Origin of the sequence: Mesorhizobium sp. M2D.F.Ca.ET.226.01.1.1 (assembly GCF_004022705.2) — a bacterium.
In the GTDB taxonomy this organism is placed as follows: Bacteria; Pseudomonadota; Alphaproteobacteria; order Rhizobiales; family Rhizobiaceae; genus Mesorhizobium.
The window spans coordinates 519354-536675 of the sequence record NZ_RZOY02000002.1 but is presented as its reverse complement, the minus strand read 5'-3'; the positions used below and the strand labels follow the sequence as shown (position 1 = coordinate 536675).

Sequence of the window (17322 nt, the reverse complement as noted above, 5' to 3'; positions counted from 1 at the left end):
CCTCATGGCCGCTACCGTGTCCTCGGAGCGCGACGACGTCGTTCCTCCCATCCAGCGCGCTTTGCGCGAAGGGCTCTATGCCGGCGCCATCGCGCTTGGCCTGTTCGTTCTGTTTATCGGTCTAAGAACCGACCAGAACATCAGCAACGAGCTGATCCTGGTGCAGCGCTGGCTGCTGCTTGCCCTGGTGGTTGTCGCCACCGCCGTCGGCCGCTTCGTCTACGTTGGCTACGCGCAGCCGGCGATGGAGCGGGCGAAGGCCGAAAAGGCCAAGGCGCCCGCAGTCGTGGCGGAACCTGGTTTCGTGCGCCGGAACTTCAACAAGATCGGCATCGTCGTGTTGCTGCTTTATCCGATCGCGATGGTGCTCGCTTTCGGCTTCCAGGGTTCGCTGAAATGGGTCGACAATTTCGGCATCCAGATCCTGATCTATGTGATGCTGGCCTGGGGCCTCAACATCGTCGTTGGCCTCGCCGGCCTGCTCGATCTCGGCTATGTCGCCTTCTATGCCGTCGGCGCCTATGCCTACGCGCTACTCGGCACGCATTTCGGCCTGTCGTTCTGGATCCTGCTGCCGGCCGCCGGCTGCATGGCAGCCTTCTGGGGCGTCATGCTCGGTTTCCCGGTGCTCAGGTTGCGCGGCGACTATCTGGCGATCGTGACGTTGGCGTTCGGGGAGATCATAAGGCTTGTGATCATCAACTGGCGCGAAGTGACCAACGGCTCGGCCGGCATTTCCGGCATTCCGAAAGTCTCATTCTTCGGGCTGATGTCGTTCAACGTGTCTGACCCGAATTACATCGCCAAGGTGCTGCACATCGCCCAGTCGGGCGCCTACTACAAGATCTTCCTCTATTATCTGATCCTGGCGCTCTGCTTCCTCACCGCCTTCGTCACCATCAGGCTTCGCCGCCTGCCGGTGGGCCGCGCTTGGGAAGCGCTGCGCGAGGACGAGATCGCCTGCCGCTCGCTCGGCATCAACACCACCACCACCAAGCTGACGGCCTTTGCCACCGGCGCCATGTTCGGCGGCTTTGCCGGCTCGTTCTTCGCCGCCCGGCAAGGCTTCGTCAGTCCTGAATCCTTCGTCTTCCTGGAATCGGCGATCATCCTCGCCATCGTCGTGCTCGGCGGCATGGGTTCGCTGGGCGGCATCGCGGTAGCGGCGCTGGTGATGATCGGCGGCACCGAGATCCTGCGCGAGCTCGGCTTTCTCAAGGTGGTGTTCGGCCCCGACTTCACGCCGGAGCTTTACCGCATGCTGTTGTTCGGCATGGCCATGGTCATCGTCATGCTGTGGAAGCCGCGCGGCTTCGTCGGCAGTCGAGAACCGACAGCCTTCCTCAAGGAGCGAAGAGCGGTCTCAGGGTCCTTCACCAAGGAGGGCCACGGCTGATGAACGTCCAAGCTTCCCAGAGCGACTTCATCCTGCAGGTCGAGCATCTGTCGATGAAGTTCGGCGGCCTGGTCGCCATCGGCGACCTGTCGTTCCAGGCCAGGCGCGGCGAGATCACCGCGCTGATCGGTCCGAACGGCGCCGGCAAGACAACGGTGTTCAACTGCATCACCGGCTTCTACAAGCCTACCGAGGGCATGATCACGCTCAACAAACGTGACGGCTCGACCTACCTCCTGGAGCGCCTGCCCAATCACGAGATCCCGGCACGCGCCAACGTCGCTCGCACCTTCCAGAACATCCGCCTGTTCTCGGGCATGACGCTGCTCGAGAACCTGCTGGTGGCCCAGCACAACAAGCTGATGAAGGCCTCGGGCTACACCTTCCTTGGCCTGTTCGGCTTTCCGAGCTATCGCCAGGCCTCGGCCGAATCGATCGAGCTGGCCAGGCATTGGCTGGAAAAGGCCGGTCTCGTCGACCGCGCCGACGACCCGGCGGGCGACCTGCCCTACGGCGCGCAGCGACGTCTGGAGATCGCGCGCGCCATGTGCACGGGTCCCGAGCTTCTGTGCCTCGACGAGCCGGCCGCCGGTCTCAATCCGAGAGAGTCGGCGGCGCTCAACGAACTCTTGATGGACATCAAGAACAGCACGTCGATCCTGCTGATCGAGCACGACATGTCGGTGGTCATGCAGATCTCCGATCATGTCGTCGTGCTCGAGTACGGCCGCAAGATCTCCGACGGCAGTCCGCAGACGGTCCGCACCGACCCGCGCGTCATCGCCGCCTATCTCGGCGTCGACGACGAGGAAGTGCAGGAAGTGCTCGTCGAAGTCGGCGACGAGGACGTCATCGAGCAACTCGATACGGGCCCCGACTCCGCGCATGGCCCTGGCAATTCCGCTTCGATGCTGGCGGGACCGGTCTCCGATACCGTCGAGCACGCGGACGAGGGCGAACGGGTTACGGTGTCGAAAGGCGCTTCGAAAGCGGCGCAGGTAGACGCGCGCTCTGCGTCAATCGCCAGCAAGCCCCAACCGGCAGCCAAGCCGGCCGCGAAATCCAGCACTGCGAAAGCGGCGCCGAAGAAGCCGGCCGCGAAAGCCGACAACGCTTCGAAAGGCACTGAAGCAGCGGCCAAGCCCGCATCGGGCAAGCGCGGAGGGGACAAATAATGGCCGGCACAACGCTGCTCGATATCAAGGGCGTCGAGACCTATTACGGCAACATCCGGGCGCTCAATGGCGTCAACGTGCAGGTCAACCAGGGTGAGATCGTGGCGCTGATCGGCGCCAACGGCGCCGGCAAGTCGACATTGATGATGACCATTTTTGGAGCTCCGCGCGCTCGCGCGGGCACCATCACCTTCGCCGGCACCGACATCACCCAGATGCCGACGCATGAGATCGCCCGCCTGCGCGTAGCCCAGTCGCCGGAAGGACGCCGCATCTTCCCGCGCATGACGGTGATGGAAAACCTGCAGATGGGCGCCAGCCTCGACAACCTCAAGCATTACGACGAGGACGTCGAGAAGGTGTTCGCACTGTTCCCGCGACTGAAGGAACGCATCAGCCAACGCGGCGGCACGCTATCGGGTGGCGAACAGCAGATGCTGTCGATCGGCCGCGCGCTGATGGCGCGGCCAAAGCTTCTATTGCTCGACGAGCCGTCGCTGGGTCTCGCACCGTTGATCGTCAAGCAGATCTTCGACGCCATCCGCGAATTGAACAAGTCGCAAGGGTTGACCGTGTTCCTGGTCGAGCAGAACGCCTTCGGCGCGCTCAAGCTCGCCACGCGCGGCTATGTCATGGTCAACGGCAATGTGACGATGAGCGGCACCGGCAAGGAACTGCTCGCCAATCCGGAAGTGCGCGCCGCCTATCTCGAAGGCGGACATCACTAAGAGGAGTCTTCACTATGGGCATTATCTACGAAGAAGCCTCGATCTGGCAGTTCCTGTTCGTCACCTGCCTGCTTGGCGGCTGGGCGGCGTGGATGACCGGCAAGGCCGCCGCACAGACGTGGAGCAGCCACGTTCAGCTGTTTTTCTACATGCTCGGTCTCGGCATCGGCATCAGGTTCATCCATCACGCGCTGTTCGACGGCACGATGTTCTCGCTGCATTACTATGTCGTCGACACCATCGTGCTGATGATCTTGGGCTTTCTCGGCTATCAATACACGCGCACCAACCAAATGGTTACACAGTACAACTGGCTCTATGAAAGAGCTTCCTTGTTAAGCTGGAAGCCAAAAGGTTGACGTTCACCATTACGCCGTCTCGGGGGACGAATCGGCGTGACAAGTGCCTGAAAATCGGCATTCTATGCTTTCTGCGATAAGGGTGGGCATCGCATGAAAGTATCATCCACGCCCACTCCGTAAATGGGAGCGTTTCAATGAAAAAATCACTCTTGTCCGCCGTTGCGCTGACCGCGTTCATCGCGTTCAGCGGCAGCGCGTGGGCCGCTGACATCCTGATCGGCGTCGCCGGTCCGATCACCGGCCCGAACGCCGCCTTCGGCGCACAGCTGCAGAAGGGCGCTGAACAGGCTGTCGCCGACATCAATGCGGCGGGCGGCGTCAATGGCCAGCAGCTCAAGATCGAGATCGGCGACGACGTCTCCGATCCCAAGCAGGGCATCTCGGTCGCCAACAAGTTCGTCGCCGACGGCGTCAAGTTCGTCGACGGCCACTTCAATTCGGGCGTGACCATTCCGGCTTCGGAAGTCTATGCCGAAAACGGCATCCTCGTCATGACGCCGTCGGCAACCAATCCGAAGCTTACCGAGCGCGGCCTGTGGAACACCTTCCGCACCTGCGGTCGCGACGACCAGCAGGGCAAGGTGGCCGGCGACTACATCGCCAAAAACTTCAAGGACGCCAAGATCGCCATCGTCCACGACAAGACGCCTTACGGGCAGGGCCTTGCCGACGAGACCAAGAAGAATCTGAACGCCAACGGCATCAAGGAAGTGATGTATGAAGGCATCAATGTCGGCGACAAGGACTTCTCGGCCCTCATCGCCAAGATGAAGGAAAACAACGTCAACCTGATCTACTGGGGTGGCCTGCACACCGAAGCCGGCCTGATCATCCGTCAGACGGCCGACCAGGGCCTGAAGGCGCCGATGTTCTCGGGCGATGGCATCGTCTCCAACGAACTGGCCTCGATCGCGGGTGACGCGGTTGCCGGCACGCTCAACACCTTCGCTCCGGACCCGCGCAAGAACCCGGACGCCAAGGAAGTCGTGGAGAAGTTCCGCGCCGCCGGCTTCGAGCCGGAAGCCTACACGCTCTACTCCTATGCCGCCGTGCAGATCATCTCGCAGGCTATCGCCAAGGTCGGTTCGGCCGACGATGCGCAGAAGGTTGCCGAAGTGATCAAGTCCGGCGGTCCGTGGAAGACGGTTATTGGCGAGATCGGCTACGACGCCAAGGGCGATATCACCCGTCCGGACTACGTCATCTACGAATGGAAGAAGGGTGACGACGGCAAGTACAGCTACTTCGAGAAATAAGCCGGCCACTCCAGCCGACTTTCAATGGGATGCCCGGCGCTTGCGCCGGGCATTTTAGTTTGCGGCCTTGCTGCCGTAAGGGGCCCGCGCTCGGCCCTGGGCGACCCTCCCGCTACCTACCAACGGCGTTGGAAGAAACAGCGGCGGCACGTTTGGCGCAAACAAACGATTTAAATCGGTTTAGATGTCGTGCAAATTCGGTTGCACTGCAGCATTTTCACGTTAATCATTGCGCGGTTTGCTTTTCCTTCCGCTGCTGGAGCCCAGTCCTTGGCAATCACGAAGATTCTTGTCGCCAACCGGTCCGAAATCGCCATTCGCGTGTTCCGCGCGGCCAATGAGCTTGGCCTCAAAACCGTGGCGATCTGGGCGGAGGAGGACAAATATTCGCTGCACCGCTTCAAAGCCGATGAGAGCTACCAAGTCGGGCGCGGACCGCATCTTGCCAAGGATATGGGGCCGATCGAGAGCTACCTGTCGATCGAGGAGGTGATCCGCGTCGCGAGGCTGTCGGGCGCCGACGCCATCCATCCCGGCTACGGTTTGTTGTCGGAAAGCCCCGAATTCGCGGAGGCATGCGCGGCGGCCGGCATCACCTTCATCGGCCCGAAGCCCGAAACGATGCGCCGGCTGGGCAACAAGGTCGCCGCGCGCAACCTGGCGATCGAGGTCGGCGTGCCGGTCGTGCCGGCAACCGATCCGTTGCCGGACGATATGGAGGAGGTCAAGAAGCTCGCCGCCCAGATAGGCTATCCTGTGATGCTCAAGGCGTCGTGGGGCGGCGGCGGCCGTGGCATGCGCGCCATCCGCGCCGAGGCCGACCTCGCGCGCGAGGTGATGGAAGGCAAGCGCGAAGCCAAGGCCGCCTTCGGCAAGGACGAGGTCTATCTCGAAAAGCTGATCGAACGCGCCCGCCATGTCGAGGTGCAGGTGCTGGGGGACACCCACGGCAATGCGGTGCATCTGTTCGAGCGCGACTGCTCGATCCAGCGCCGCAACCAGAAGGTCGTGGAGCGCGCGCCGGCGCCCTATTTGAGCGAAGAGCTGCGCCAGGAGCTTTGCGGCTATGCGCTGAAGATCGCGCGCGAGACCAGCTATATCGGCGCCGGCACGGTCGAGTTCCTGCAGGATGCCGACACCGGCAAGTTCTACTTCATCGAGGTCAATCCGCGCATCCAGGTCGAGCACACCGTCACCGAGCAGGTGACCGGCATCGACATCGTCAAGGCGCAGATCCATATCCTCGACGGCTTCGCCATCGGCACGAAGCAATCCGGCGTGCCGGCGCAGAAGGATATTCGGCTCAACGGCCATGCGCTGCAGTGCCGCATCACCACCGAGGATCCGGAACACAATTTCATTCCGGACTACGGCCGCATCACCGCCTATCGCGAGGCGGCCGGCTTCGGCATCCGGCTCGACGGCGGCACCGCCTATTCGGGCGCGGTCATCACCCGCTTCTACGATCCGCTGCTCGAAAAGGTGACGGCCTGGGCGCCGACGCCGGGCGAGGCGATCTCGCGCATGAACCGGGCGCTGCGCGAGTTCCGCATCCGGGGTGTGGCCACTAATCTCACCTTCCTCGAAGCGATCATCAACCACCCGCGCTTCGCCGACAATTCCTACACGACCAAGTTCATCGACACGACGCCGGAACTGTTCGAGCAGGTGAAGCGGCAGGACCGCGCCACCAAGCTGCTCACCTATCTGGCCGATGTCAGCGTCAACGGCCATCCCGAAACGCGCGGCCGGCCGGTGCCGAAGGCGAATGCGGCCGCGCCCGTCGTGCCCTATCTCAACGGCCACGTCCCGGACGGCAGCAAGCAGCGGCTCGACGTGCAGGGCCCGGAGAAATTCGCCGCCTGGATGCGGGAGCAGCGCCAGGTGCTGGTCACCGACACGACGATGCGCGACGGCCACCAGTCGCTGCTCGCCACGCGCATGCGCACCTATGACATCGTCGGCATCGCCGGCACCTATGCGCGGGCGCTGCCGCAGCTCTTGTCGCTGGAATGCTGGGGCGGCGCGACGTTCGACGTCGCTATGCGCTTCCTCACCGAGGATCCGTGGGAGCGGCTGAGCAAGGTGCGCGAGGCCGCGCCCAACCTTCTGCTGCAGATGCTTTTGCGCGGCGCCAACGGCGTCGGCTACACCAACTATCCCGACAATGTCGTGCAGCATTTCGTCAAGCAGGCAGCCAGCGGCGGCGTCGACCTGTTCCGCGTCTTCGACTGCCTGAACTGGGTCGAGAACATGCGCGTCGCCATGGACGCTGTGGGCGCCGAGGGCAAGCTGGTCGAAGCGGCAATATGCTACACCGGCGACATCCTCGATCCGGCGCGCGCCAAATACGACCTCAAATACTATGTCGGGCTGGCCAAGGAACTGGAAGCAGCCGGCGCCCACATCATCGCCGTCAAGGATATGGCCGGGCTGTTGAAGCCGGCCGCGGCGCGCGTGCTATTCAAGTCGCTACGCGAAGCGACCGACCTGCCGATCCATTTCCACACGCACGACACGTCGGGCCTCTCGGCGGCGACGGTGCTGGCGGCGGTGGAGAGCGGCGCCGACGCCATCGACGCGGCGATGGATTCCTTCTCCGGCAACACCTCTCAGCCTTGCCTCGGCTCCATTGTCGAGGCGCTGAAGGGCACCGAGCGCGACCCCGGCCTCAATCCGCAATGGATCCGCCACATCTCCTTTTATTGGGAAGCGGTGCGCAACCAGTACGCCGCCTTCGAAAGCGACCTCAAGGGGCCGGCATCGGAGGTCTATCTGCACGAGATGCCTGGCGGCCAGTTCACCAATCTCAAGGAGCAGGCCCGCTCGCTTGGCCTCGAGACGCGCTGGCACGAGGTGGCGCAGGCCTATCACGACGTCAATCTGATGTTCGGCGACATCGTCAAGGTGACGCCGTCGTCCAAGGTGGTCGGCGACATGGCGCTGATGATGGTCAGCCAGGACCTCACCGTCGCCGATGTCGAGAACCCGGCCAAGGACATCGCCTTCCCGGATTCGGTCGTGTCCATGCTGCGCGGCGATCTCGGCCAGTCGCCCGGCGGCTGGCCGGCCGCGCTGCAGAAGAAGGCGCTGAAGGGGGACAAGCCGATCACCGTCAGGCCCGGCTCGCTGTTGAAACCCGCCGACCTCAAGGCAAGCCGCAAGGACATCGAGACGAAACTCGAGCGCAAGCTCTCGGAATATGAGTTCGCTTCCTGGCTGATGTATCCGAAGGTGTTCACCGATTTCGCCGCCGCGCAGGAGACCTACGGGCCGGTGAGCGTGCTGCCGACGCCGACCTATTTCTACGGCATGAAGTCGGAGGACGAGATCTTCCTCGACATCGAGAAGGGCAAGACCCTGGTTGTTCGCTGCCAGGCGTTCGGCGACGTCGACGACAAAGGCATGGTCACTGTCTTCTTCGAGCTCAACGGCCAGCCGCGCCGCATCAAGGTGCCGGACCGGGCGCATGGCGCTTCCGCCGCCAAGGCGCGCCGCAAGGCCGAGCCCGGCAATGAGGGGCATGTCGGCGCGCCGATGCCCGGTGTTGTATCGGCGCTTGCCGTGGCGGCCGGCCAGGCGGTCAAGGCGGGCGACGTGCTGTTGTCGATCGAAGCGATGAAGATGGAAACCGCGCTGCACGCCGAATGCGACGGCGAGATCGCCGAAGTGCTGGTCAAGGCGGGCGACCAGATCGACGCGAAGGATCTGTTGATCGCCTTTAAATGATGGTCGGAGCGTGATGCTTGATGGGCGGCTGACAGCAGCCGTCCACAGCCGCTCGACAAGTGTCTTGACCCGCCGCGTCCGCTCGGGCAGGGAACCCGCTCCAATTTGCCGTGGCGGGAATCGCCATGGCTCCAGAAGACGCGGAGAGAAAAATGGCCGACGAAATCACCGAGACCAGCCAGACTGTAGCCGCCGGCCAGCTGCGCACCATCATCGAGCGTATCGAGCGGCTCGAGGAAGAGAAGAAGACGATCTCCGACGACATCAAGGATGTCTATGCGGAGGCCAAGGGCACCGGCTTCGACACCAAGGCGATCCGCACCATCGTGCGGCTGCGCAAGAAGGACCAGGCCGAGCGCCAGGAGGAGGAATCGATCCTGGACCTCTACAAGGCTGCTCTCGGCATGGTCTGAGGCGCATGGCCGGAGGCCGGCCATGAACGAGTTCGACTTCGGCGGCCGCCGTGCCTCGGAGTTCCGCCATCGCGGCTTCTGGGCGCTGTTCGCGGAGCGGCATCCGGAAGAAAAGCCAAGGATGGCGCGGCGCGGGCCATGGTTCTGGCAGCGTGGGCTGCCGGACTTCGCCCTGGTCCTTTCGATGTATGTCGCGCCGGCGCAGAACCATGTCGGCGTCTTCTTCGGCCGCAATGAAAAGTACGGCGCAACGGAGTCCTGGTCGCGATTGAAGCCATTCCAGCCGGCGATCGAGACCAGGCTGAAGCTCAAGCCCGAACAGAGTTGCGAGGGCCTCGGTATCAACTCGATGTGGCGGGTGAACTGCTATGCCGAGGATAACTGGCCAGCCATGGCCGACTGGCTGGTGACCGAATGCTCGCTCTTCGAACAGGCCGTCCTCGCCGTGCTGGGGGACGCCCGGCCGTAAGACCTGCGCTCAGTTCGGTGCGAGCGTGAGCGCTCGATCGAAGAATGCCGGGATTTCCTCGCCGAGTTGCTTCAGAAATTCCGCGCGATCGAAGCCGGGAGGGTCGGCGCTGATGTCGCCATCCAATGTCGGGATCGGGGCGCTGGCGGGGTTCATGAAGGCGAAGTGCCAGGCGTTTGCGATGACGCGATAATCCGCTCCGGGAAGGTTTTGCCCGATCCATGCGGCGTGAAAGCGTGGCGGTAGCCAGCGGTCCTTCTCCGCGGCGTAGATCAGGGCCGGCATGGTGATGACCTTCAGGGATTGCTAACCGTCCTGAAGGACCCGGCCGTTGCGCGGCTACGCCCCACGCAGTCACCGTCAGTTCGCCGCAACCTGATCGCGGCCGATATCGTCCAGGTGCTGCTGCAGCGCCATCTGGTCTAGCGAATGGATCGGCAGGTTGGCGAACAGGCCGATACGATTGCTCATCATGCGGTAGGCGTCGGCGAAGGCGAAATGCTGCTCGGCGTCGTTGCCGGTAGCCTTGGAGGGATCCGGCACCGCCCAGAGCGCCGTCAACGGGTGGCCGGGCCAGACCGGGCAGCTTTCATTCGCCGCGCTGTCGCAGAGCGTGAAGACGAAATCCATCCTCGGCGCATCCGGTCCGGAGAATTCGTCCCAGCCTTTCGAGCGGGCGAAGGATGTGTCGTAGTTCAGGCTTTCCAGAAGCTGCAGAGCGTAGGGATTGACGGTGCCGCTGGGATTCGCGCCGGCGGAATAGGCCTTGAAGCGGCCGGCGCCGAGCCGGTTGAGAATGGCCTCGCCCATGATCGAGCGGGCCGAGTTGGCGTTGCAGAGAAAAAGAACATTGTAGACGTGACCGGCCATTCTGAACCTCTCCGTGTTTGCCATGCAAAAGACAGAATGCGATGCGGATCACAGGCTTGTGATGGTACACGTTTTGGCGGGCGATTTCTGCACCTCCCGGCATCCGATTTTCGTCAAGGATCTGAGATTGCAATGGTGGCCCGAGAAGCCCGATTGATGGAAAAGGCAAACCCGGCAGCAGGTAAGAATACCGGTTTCTTCCGCGCCCGCTGGAGAGGCGAGGCGCCGCTCGACCGGCTGTTCTGGCGCGACATGCTGCTTGTCGGCACAGCAATCAGCATCACCTCGTCGGCGCTGGCGCTCGTGCTGCTAGGATCGAAGCTGCCGCTCTGGCTGGTGCTGGCGGTGCATTTCCTCCCCGTTCCCTACAACATCTTCTTGACGATCGCCGTCTGGCGCACGGCGGAGAAGGCCGGCGGCTTCAAGGCGCAGCTGATGATGCTGGGTTCCGCGCTCTGGTTGATTGCGACTGCCGTCGCCTGAGCTTCCACGAAAAAGGGCGGCCGAAGCCGCCCTTTGCGAAGTCATATCCGAAATAGGTCAGGCCGCAGGCTCGAAACGCAGCGCCACGCCGTTGATGCAATAGCGCAGGCCGGTCGGCGGAGGGCCGTCCTCGAAGACATGACCGAGATGGCTGCCGCAGCGCGAGCAGTGGCATTCGGTGCGGACCATGCCGTAGCTGCGGTCGACGGTGGTTTCGATCGAGCCGGCAACGGGATCGTTGAAGCTCGGCCAGCCGGTGCCGCTTTCGAACTTCAGCTTGGATTCGAACAGCGGCTGATCGCAGCCGACGCAATAGAAGGTGCCGGCGCGCTTCTCGTAGAGCAGGGCGCAGCTGCCGGGACGCTCGGTGCCGTGGTTGCGCATCACGGCATATTGCTCCGGCGTCAGCCGGGCGCGCCACTCGGCGTCGGTGCGGATGACGGGATAGGCGTGGGTGTCCATGAAATCTCCTCGGCCTTAACGGCTCGTTGTTGCTTGCAACGGGTATTCGCACGAAGGTAGGTGATTGTTACACCACTTGCCAACGCCATCCCAGCTAATGCTTGCGCGACAACTGCCTGGTCGCAGCCTCCAGCCCAGCCAGCGTCAGCGGGAACATGCGGCCACCGAAGATCTCGCTGATCATCTGGGTCGAGTGGGTGTAGCGCCAGTTCTTCTCCGCTTCGGGATTGAGCCAAATCGCGTTCGGCCATTGCTGCAACAGGCGCGCCAGCCAAACACTTCCGGCCTCGGGGTTCCAGTGCTCGACCGAGCCACCCGGATGGGCGATCTCGTAGGGGCTCATCGAGGCATCGCCGACAACGATCACCTTATAGTCCGGTCCGTATTTGTGGATGAGGTCGAAGGTCGGGATCGTCTCGGCAAGGCGGCGCCGGTTGTCCTTCCAGACGCGCTCGTAGAGGCAGTTGTGGAAGTAGAAATATTCGAGCTGGCGGAACTCGGCGCGGGCGGCCGAGAAGAGTTCCTCGACGCCGCGGATATGGTCATCCATCGAGCCGCCGACATCGAAGAACATGAGAAGTTTTACCGCGTTGCGCCGCTCGGGCCGCGTCTTGATGTCGAGGTAGCCATGCTCGGCGGTGGCGTGGATGGTGCCGGGCAGGTCGAACTCTTCCTCGGCGCCCTCGCGCACCCAGCGGCGCAGCCGCTTCAGCGCCACCTTGATGTTGCGGGTGCCGAGCTCGACGGTGTCGTCGAAATTCCTGAATTCGCGCTTGTCCCAGACTTTCACCGCTCGGCGATGCCGGCTCTCGTGCTGGCCGATGCGCACGCCTTCGGGATTGTAGCCATAGGCGCCGAAGGGCGAGGTGCCGCCGGTGCCGATCCATTTCGAGCCGCCCTGGTGGCGGCCTTTCTGTTCCTCGAGCCGCTGCTTCAGCGTCTCCATCAGCTTGTCGAAACCGCCCAAAGCCTCGACCAGCCTTTTTTCCTCCTCGGTCAGGTGCTTTTCGGCCAGCCGACGCAGCCATTCCTCGGGAATGTTGGCGACATCGACGGCATCCGGGCCGCCGAGCGCCTCGACGCCCTTGAAGACATGCGCGAAGACCTGATCGAAACGGTCGATATGGCGCTCGTCCTTCACCAGGGCCGAGCGCGCAAGATAGTAGAAAGCCTCGACGTCATAGTCGACCAGCCCGGCTTCCAGCCCTTCCAGCAGCGACAGATATTCCCGGAGCGAAACGGGAACCCGCGCGGCCTTCAGTTCGAGGAAGAAAGGGATGAACATTCAGCCCTTATAGCAGATCGTACTCGATGAAGCCTGTCCGCCGCGCCACATGGTCGTAAAGCCGGCGCGCCGTGGTGTTGGTCTCATGCGTCATCCAGTAGACGTTCTTGACGCCGATCTTGCCGGCCTCGTCCTGCACAGCCTTGATCAGCGCCGCGCCCACGCCTTTGCCGCGCACGTCCGGGTCGGCGAAAAGGTCCTGCAAATAGCAGTTGTTGACCGGCGACCAGCAGGAGCGGTGGTAGAGGTAATGGGTCAGGCCGACGGCCTTGCCGTCCAGCGTGGCGATAAAGCCCTTCGGCTCGAACTCGCCGGCCGTGAACAGCCGCTTCCAGGTGAGATCATAGACCTCTTGCGGCAGCTTGGTCTCGTAGAAGGTGAGGTAAGCGGTCCATAGCCGCCGCCAGTCGGCGTGGTCGGACTGCGCCAGCGGGCGGATGGTGATTTCGGACATTTTCTCTCCTCCAACATTTGCACCCGAAGCTGCGGCAGCGGCCGCTTGCCGGCAACGGTCCACAGAAGGGGAAAGCGCTATTGCTGCCGGCTTAACCCTGCCGCCTGGCCATGAATGCCAAGCGCTCAAACAGATGCACGTCCTGCTCGTTCTTCAAGAGCGCACCGTGCAGTTTCGGCAGCATGTTCTTCGGGTCTGCGCGCAGGTCTTCCGGTGCGATGTCATCGGCGACCAGCAGGCGGATCCAGTCGAGCGCTTCGGAGGTCGAGGGCTTCTTCTTCAGGCCAGGCACATCGCGGATTTCGTAGAACTGGGTGAGCGCCGCCCGCACCAGGTTCTGCTTGATGCCGGGATAATGCACTTCCACGATGCGATGCAGCGTGTCGATGTCGGGGAAGCGGATGTAGTGGAAGAAGCAGCGGCGCAGGAAAGCGTCCGGCAGCTCCTTCTCATTGTTCGAGGTGATGATGACGATCGGCCTGAATTCGGCGCGGATCGTCTCTCCGGTCTCGTAGACGAAGAACTCCATCCGGTCGAGCTCCTGCAGGAGGTCGTTGGGGAATTCGATGTCGGCCTTGTCGATCTCGTCGATCAAAAGCACTACCTTCTTTTGCGCCGCGAAGGCGTCCCACAGCTTGCCGCGCTTGATGTAGTTGGCGATTTCGTTGAAGCGTTCGTCGCCGAGCTGGCTGTCGCGCAGCCGCGAGACCGCGTCATATTCGTAGAGGCCCTGCTGCGCCTTGGTGGTCGACTTGACGTTCCACTCGATGAAGTCCAGCCCGAGCGCCGACGCCACTTGCCGGGCGAGCTCGGTCTTGCCGGTGCCGGGCTCGCCCTTGACCAGCAAGGGCCGCTCCAGCGCGATCGCGGCGTTGACCGCGACCATCAAATCCTTGTCGGCGACATAGGCCGCTGTGCCTTCGAAACGCATTTTTTCTCCTGGCTATTTTGCGGCGACCGTAAGGAGCCGTGCGCATGCGCGCAAGCTTCGACGCCAAACTGGCCCGCCTGGGCGATAGGCGACCAAGCAAATAACGCTCAAACGCCCATCCGTTTCTCTGGCGCCCGGCCACCCGCCGGCCTATATTCGCTACCGGCGGTCTGCGCTTCCCGGCAGGAGAAACTTATCCCCGGGGCCTTATCGATCCTTAGGGAGCTGTCCCTGGGAAGACCCGTGGGTTTTCCCACACGGCGCCCACCTACTTTGTAGGCACCCGGGATCGACCTCTCCACCGGTTGTGTGGATCGTCGCTCTCCCGATTTTGGGAGACATGCGCTAGAAAACGTCGCTCTTAAAACTCCATCCAATTCCGGCCCTTTCTAGCGTCTGAGCATGACCTCACCGAAAGACCTCAAAAAACAGCTTCGCAAGGAAGCGCTGGCGCGCCGCGATGCGCTCGACGAATTCTGGCGCGTGGAGATCGCGCTCGAGATGGCCGAGACCGCGAAGGAAAAAATCGACTTCGAGCCCGGCCGGATCGTCTCCGGTTTCTGGCCGATGCGCTCGGAGGTCGATGTGCGGCCGCTGATGTTCGCGCTGCGCGAGAAGGGCGCCAGGCTCTGCCTGCCGGCTATCCTCGACAAGACCACGATCGTCTTCCGCGAGCTGGTGCGCGGCGCGCCGATGGTCGAGATGGGCTTCGGCACGGTCGGTCCGCATGAAGAGGCGGAAGTGCTCGACCCGACGCTGATGCTGGTGCCGCTCGCCGCCTTCGACGCCCGCGGCCACCGCATCGGCTATGGCGCCGGCTACTACGACCGGGCGATCGCCAGGCTGGCTGAAAAGGGCATCACGCCGAGGCTGATCGGGATCGCCTTCGACTGCCAGGAAGTCGAGCGGGTGCCGGAAGAGAACCATGACGTCATCATTGCGGAAATACTGACCGAGAGCGGGTTGCGCCGCTTCGATGTCGGTTAAAATATCGCGATCCGTTTAACGCGTTTCAAAGAACCGTCGGGTAATATTCGAACAATATAGTTCGAGCCGACGGGGTCGTGGTGTTTATCTTCGCACGCTACTTGCTGATGCCTTTCGCCCTGATCGCCGCCGTGCTGTTTGCGATGGGAGCCCACATCGTCGGCACAAGCTTGCATCACCAAGCCGCCTGGCAACGCACCGTCGCCACCGTAACGGATGTCAGTCCGTACAGCGAAACGCGGGCGAACGGTCTCACCACGGATGGCATCAATGTCGCCGTCAGCTATGTCGCCAACGACGCGCCGATGACATGGTCCGGCAAGGACAAGGAGATTGGTCTCTACAAGGCAGCCAAGGGCGACAGAATAGAATTCTACTACGACCCGGCTGATCCATCGAACCTCGATACGGCGGCGATGAAAGGATGGCGCGGCGGGCTGCTGCTGCTTGCCGCCACTGGCGGGTTCACTTTGCTCTACGTCTGGTTCTTCTGGCTGCGCGGGCGCAACGCCCCGCCCATGACGCCTTCGACCATTCGCGCTGCCGGGGCGGGCGCCAAGCCAGCCGGACAGCAACGCGGCACTTTCGGCCGGCATTAGGACCTCGGTGCCGCTTGCCTAGCGTCCACAGCTCTGGATAGAAGGGGCTATGAGACTCCTCTTTCTCGGCGACATGGTTGGCAAAACAGGGCGCACGGCGGTTTGGGAACAGCTGCCGGGGCTGATTTCCGACTTCAGGCTCGACTTCGTCATCGTCAATGGCGAGAACGCCGCCGGCGGCTTCGGCATCACCGAGGAGATCTTTCGCGAGACGCTCGCGGCGGGCGCGGATGTTGTCACCACCGGCAACCATGTGTGGGACCAGCGCGACGCGCTGATCTTCGCGCCGCGCGAGGAGCGCTTCCTGCGGCCTTCCAATTTCCCCAAAGGCACGCCGGGGCGCGGCTCGGGCGTCTACATCGCCAGGAACGGCGCGCGCGTGCTGGTCGCCAACATCATGGGTCGCGTCTTCATGCACCCCGAGCTCGACGACCCGTTCCAGGCCGGCGAGCGCGAGCTGGCGGCCTGCCCGCTCGGCGAGCAGGCCGATGCGGCAATCGTCGATTTCCATGCCGAGGCAACCTCGGAGAAAATGTGCTTCGCGCATTTCGTCGACGGCCGCGCCAGCCTGGTGGTGGGGACGCATACGCATCAGCCGACCGCCGATCATCAGATCCTCAATGGCGGTACCGCCTATATTTCGGATGCCGGCATGTGCGGCGACTACGATTCGTCGCTCGGCATGGACAAGGAAGAGCCGCTCAACCGCTTCCTGTCGAAAGTGCCGAAAGGCCGCTTCGAGGCGGCGACCGGACCGGCGACATTATGCGGGGTCGGCGTCGATATTTCCGACCGCACCGGACTTGCCGAAAAAATCGCGCCGTTTCGTCGCGGGCCGCGGCTGGAAGAAACGGCGCCGTCGTTCTGGTCGTGACATTGATATAGGCGTGCAGAGTACCTAATTGCCGGCAACACTGCTCTAGATCGTAGAGGGGACGACCTCCATGCAGCTTGTCGAATTTCTGGCGCCGCATTTCGCCTTTGTTTTCAATCCGACCGCGTGGATCGCGCTTTTGACCCTGGTGGTGCTCGAGATCGTGCTCGGCATCGACAATCTGATCTTCATCTCGATCCTGACCAACAAGCTGCCGGAAGCGCAGCGCGCCCGCGCCCGCCGGCTGGGCATCTCGGCCGCGCTGGTCATGCGCCTCATCCTGCTCGCCACGATCTCGATCATCGTGCAACTGACGACGCCGGTGTTCACGGCGTTCGGACACGGCTTTTCCTGGCGCGACCTGATCCTGATCGCCGGCGGCCTGTTCCTGGTCTGGAAGGCAACCAAGGAAATCCATCACACGGTCGACCCGCAGGACCATCAGGACACGATGGTCGGCGGCACGCTGCAGATGAGCCTTGCGGGCGCCATCTTCCAGATCCTTTTGCTCGACCTCGTCTTCTCGATCGATTCCATCATCACCGCCGTCGGCATGACCGACGAGATCGCGATCATGTATGTCGCCGTGATCGTGGCGGTGAGCGTGATGATGCTGGCGGCGACGCCGCTCGCCAATTTCATCGCCAGGAACCCCTCTATCGTCATGCTGGCACTGGGCTTCCTCTTGATGATCGGCATGACCCTGATCGCCGACGGCATGGGCTACCACGTGCCCAAGGGATACATCTACACGGCCATGGGTTTTTCGGCGCTGGTCGAGGGCCTCAACATGCTGGCACGCAATCGCAAGAAGCAGGCGTCGGGCGAGGGACACTGAGGTCGCGGAGC

Annotated in this window: 19 protein-coding genes and 1 other RNA gene; 14 read left to right on the top strand and 6 right to left on the bottom strand. The window is 62.8% G+C overall.

The window, feature by feature from the left end:
* Positions 1–4: 4 nt before the first annotated feature.
* The 8 genes from livM to EN869_RS06420 all read left to right on the top strand — a co-directional run bounded on the left by livM (position 5) and on the right by EN869_RS06420 (position 9528).
* On the top strand, positions 5–1396 hold the full coding sequence (gene livM, locus EN869_RS06455; RefSeq protein WP_127225437.1) for a high-affinity branched-chain amino acid ABC transporter permease LivM: 1392 nt from the start codon (positions 5–7) through the stop codon (positions 1394–1396).
* The gene (locus tag EN869_RS06450; RefSeq protein ID WP_127225436.1) at positions 1396–2571 is read left to right on the top strand and encodes an ABC transporter ATP-binding protein; all 1176 of its coding nucleotides are present in this window, start codon (positions 1396–1398) and stop codon (positions 2569–2571) included. The genes livM and EN869_RS06450 overlap by 1 nt, the downstream gene beginning before the upstream one ends.
* Positions 2571–3299: an ABC transporter ATP-binding protein gene (locus EN869_RS06445; RefSeq protein WP_127225435.1), complete on the top strand. Its 729-nt coding sequence runs from the start codon at positions 2571–2573 to the stop codon at positions 3297–3299. The genes EN869_RS06450 and EN869_RS06445 overlap by 1 nt, the downstream gene beginning before the upstream one ends.
* Positions 3300–3313: 14 nt before the next feature.
* Positions 3314–3658: a DUF6867 family protein gene (locus EN869_RS06440; protein ID WP_127225434.1), complete on the top strand. Its 345-nt coding sequence runs from the start codon at positions 3314–3316 to the stop codon at positions 3656–3658.
* Positions 3659–3795: 137 nt separating this feature from the next.
* Positions 3796–4917 (top strand): branched-chain amino acid ABC transporter substrate-binding protein, encoded by a 1122-nt coding sequence (locus EN869_RS06435; RefSeq protein ID WP_127225433.1) that lies wholly within the window; start codon positions 3796–3798, stop codon positions 4915–4917.
* Between the two features lie 270 nt (positions 4918–5187).
* A complete protein-coding gene (gene pyc / locus EN869_RS06430; RefSeq protein ID WP_127225432.1) occupies positions 5188–8646 on the top strand; it encodes a pyruvate carboxylase in 3459 nt (1152 codons plus the stop codon).
* A 152-nt stretch (positions 8647–8798) separates the two neighbouring features.
* On the top strand, positions 8799–9059 hold the full coding sequence (locus tag EN869_RS06425) for a DUF2312 domain-containing protein (RefSeq protein WP_040991643.1): 261 nt from the start codon (positions 8799–8801) through the stop codon (positions 9057–9059).
* A gap of 22 nt (positions 9060–9081) precedes the next feature.
* Positions 9082–9528 carry a hypothetical protein gene (locus tag EN869_RS06420; RefSeq protein WP_127225431.1) on the top strand — a complete coding sequence of 149 codons (447 nt, stop codon included), beginning with the start codon at positions 9082–9084 and terminating at the stop codon, positions 9526–9528.
* 9 nt (positions 9529–9537) lie between these two features.
* Here EN869_RS06420 and EN869_RS06415 read toward each other — a convergent pair whose 3' ends face one another.
* Complete coding sequence (locus EN869_RS06415) at positions 9538–9813, bottom strand: hypothetical protein (RefSeq protein ID WP_189341220.1); 276 nt, start codon at positions 9811–9813, stop codon at positions 9538–9540.
* Between the two features lie 75 nt (positions 9814–9888).
* Positions 9889–10398: an arsenate reductase ArsC gene (locus EN869_RS06410; RefSeq protein ID WP_127225430.1), complete on the bottom strand. Its 510-nt coding sequence runs from the start codon at positions 10396–10398 to the stop codon at positions 9889–9891.
* 156 nt (positions 10399–10554) lie between these two features.
* On the opposite strand from EN869_RS06410, the gene EN869_RS06405 reads away from it, so the two are divergent.
* A complete protein-coding gene (locus EN869_RS06405) occupies positions 10555–10881 on the top strand; it encodes a hypothetical protein (protein WP_127225429.1) in 327 nt (108 codons plus the stop codon).
* Between the two features lie 57 nt (positions 10882–10938).
* On the opposite strand, the gene msrB is transcribed toward EN869_RS06405, so the two are convergent.
* The 4 genes from msrB to EN869_RS06385 all read right to left on the bottom strand — a co-directional run bounded on the left by msrB (position 10939) and on the right by EN869_RS06385 (position 14013).
* Positions 10939–11343 carry a peptide-methionine (R)-S-oxide reductase MsrB gene (gene msrB, locus EN869_RS06400; RefSeq protein WP_127225428.1) on the bottom strand — a complete coding sequence of 135 codons (405 nt, stop codon included), beginning with the start codon at positions 11341–11343 and terminating at the stop codon, positions 10939–10941.
* 94 nt (positions 11344–11437) lie between these two features.
* Positions 11438–12628 carry a VWA domain-containing protein gene (locus EN869_RS06395; RefSeq protein WP_127225427.1) on the bottom strand — a complete coding sequence of 397 codons (1191 nt, stop codon included), beginning with the start codon at positions 12626–12628 and terminating at the stop codon, positions 11438–11440.
* 7 nt (positions 12629–12635) lie between these two features.
* Complete coding sequence (locus EN869_RS06390; protein WP_127225426.1) at positions 12636–13082, bottom strand: GNAT family N-acetyltransferase; 447 nt, start codon at positions 13080–13082, stop codon at positions 12636–12638.
* A gap of 91 nt (positions 13083–13173) precedes the next feature.
* Positions 13174–14013, bottom strand: a complete 840-nt coding sequence (locus tag EN869_RS06385; RefSeq protein WP_127225425.1) for a MoxR family ATPase — start codon at positions 14011–14013, stop codon at positions 13174–13176.
* A 164-nt stretch (positions 14014–14177) separates the two neighbouring features.
* Between EN869_RS06385 and ssrS the strand changes: the two genes are divergently transcribed.
* The 5 genes from ssrS (at position 14178) to EN869_RS06360 (ending at position 17311) form a co-directional block, all read left to right on the top strand.
* Positions 14178–14333: non-coding RNA, 6S RNA (ssrS, locus tag EN869_RS06380), on the top strand.
* 82 nt (positions 14334–14415) lie between these two features.
* On the top strand, positions 14416–15000 hold the full coding sequence (locus tag EN869_RS06375) for a 5-formyltetrahydrofolate cyclo-ligase (RefSeq protein WP_127225424.1): 585 nt from the start codon (positions 14416–14418) through the stop codon (positions 14998–15000).
* Between the two features lie 80 nt (positions 15001–15080).
* Positions 15081–15599: a DUF3592 domain-containing protein gene (locus EN869_RS06370; RefSeq protein WP_127225423.1), complete on the top strand. Its 519-nt coding sequence runs from the start codon at positions 15081–15083 to the stop codon at positions 15597–15599.
* Positions 15600–15648: 49 nt separating this feature from the next.
* Positions 15649–16473: a YmdB family metallophosphoesterase gene (locus tag EN869_RS06365; RefSeq protein WP_112129722.1), complete on the top strand. Its 825-nt coding sequence runs from the start codon at positions 15649–15651 to the stop codon at positions 16471–16473.
* Between the two features lie 70 nt (positions 16474–16543).
* The gene (locus EN869_RS06360) at positions 16544–17311 is read left to right on the top strand and encodes a TerC family protein (RefSeq protein ID WP_127225422.1); all 768 of its coding nucleotides are present in this window, start codon (positions 16544–16546) and stop codon (positions 17309–17311) included.
* The last annotated feature ends 11 nt before the right edge of the window (positions 17312–17322 follow it).

What these genes read in the sequence shown, in the direction of transcription:
- livM (WP_127225437.1), top strand. Translation starts at nt 5, where the DNA reads ATGGCCGCTACCGTGTCCTCGGAGCGCGACGACGTCGTTCCTCCCATC.
- EN869_RS06450 (WP_127225436.1), top strand. Translation starts at nt 1,396, where the DNA reads ATGAACGTCCAAGCTTCCCAGAGCGACTTCATCCTGCAGGTCGAGCAT.
- EN869_RS06445 (WP_127225435.1), top strand. Translation starts at nt 2,571, where the DNA reads ATGGCCGGCACAACGCTGCTCGATATCAAGGGCGTCGAGACCTATTAC.
- EN869_RS06440 (WP_127225434.1), top strand. Translation starts at nt 3,314, where the DNA reads ATGGGCATTATCTACGAAGAAGCCTCGATCTGGCAGTTCCTGTTCGTC.
- EN869_RS06435 (WP_127225433.1), top strand. Translation starts at nt 3,796, where the DNA reads ATGAAAAAATCACTCTTGTCCGCCGTTGCGCTGACCGCGTTCATCGCG.
- EN869_RS06425 (WP_040991643.1), top strand. Translation starts at nt 8,799, where the DNA reads ATGGCCGACGAAATCACCGAGACCAGCCAGACTGTAGCCGCCGGCCAG.
- EN869_RS06420 (WP_127225431.1), top strand. Translation starts at nt 9,082, where the DNA reads ATGAACGAGTTCGACTTCGGCGGCCGCCGTGCCTCGGAGTTCCGCCAT.
- EN869_RS06415 (WP_189341220.1), bottom strand. Translation starts at nt 9,813, where the DNA reads ATGCCGGCCCTGATCTACGCCGCGGAGAAGGACCGCTGGCTACCGCCA.
- EN869_RS06410 (WP_127225430.1), bottom strand. Translation starts at nt 10,398, where the DNA reads ATGGCCGGTCACGTCTACAATGTTCTTTTTCTCTGCAACGCCAACTCG.
- EN869_RS06405 (WP_127225429.1), top strand. Translation starts at nt 10,555, where the DNA reads ATGGAAAAGGCAAACCCGGCAGCAGGTAAGAATACCGGTTTCTTCCGC.
- msrB (WP_127225428.1), bottom strand. Translation starts at nt 11,343, where the DNA reads ATGGACACCCACGCCTATCCCGTCATCCGCACCGACGCCGAGTGGCGC.
- EN869_RS06395 (WP_127225427.1), bottom strand. Translation starts at nt 12,628, where the DNA reads ATGTTCATCCCTTTCTTCCTCGAACTGAAGGCCGCGCGGGTTCCCGTT.
- EN869_RS06390 (WP_127225426.1), bottom strand. Translation starts at nt 13,082, where the DNA reads ATGTCCGAAATCACCATCCGCCCGCTGGCGCAGTCCGACCACGCCGAC.
- EN869_RS06385 (WP_127225425.1), bottom strand. Translation starts at nt 14,013, where the DNA reads ATGCGTTTCGAAGGCACAGCGGCCTATGTCGCCGACAAGGATTTGATG.
- EN869_RS06375 (WP_127225424.1), top strand. Translation starts at nt 14,416, where the DNA reads ATGACCTCACCGAAAGACCTCAAAAAACAGCTTCGCAAGGAAGCGCTG.
- EN869_RS06365 (WP_112129722.1), top strand. Translation starts at nt 15,649, where the DNA reads ATGAGACTCCTCTTTCTCGGCGACATGGTTGGCAAAACAGGGCGCACG.
- EN869_RS06360 (WP_127225422.1), top strand. Translation starts at nt 16,544, where the DNA reads ATGCAGCTTGTCGAATTTCTGGCGCCGCATTTCGCCTTTGTTTTCAAT.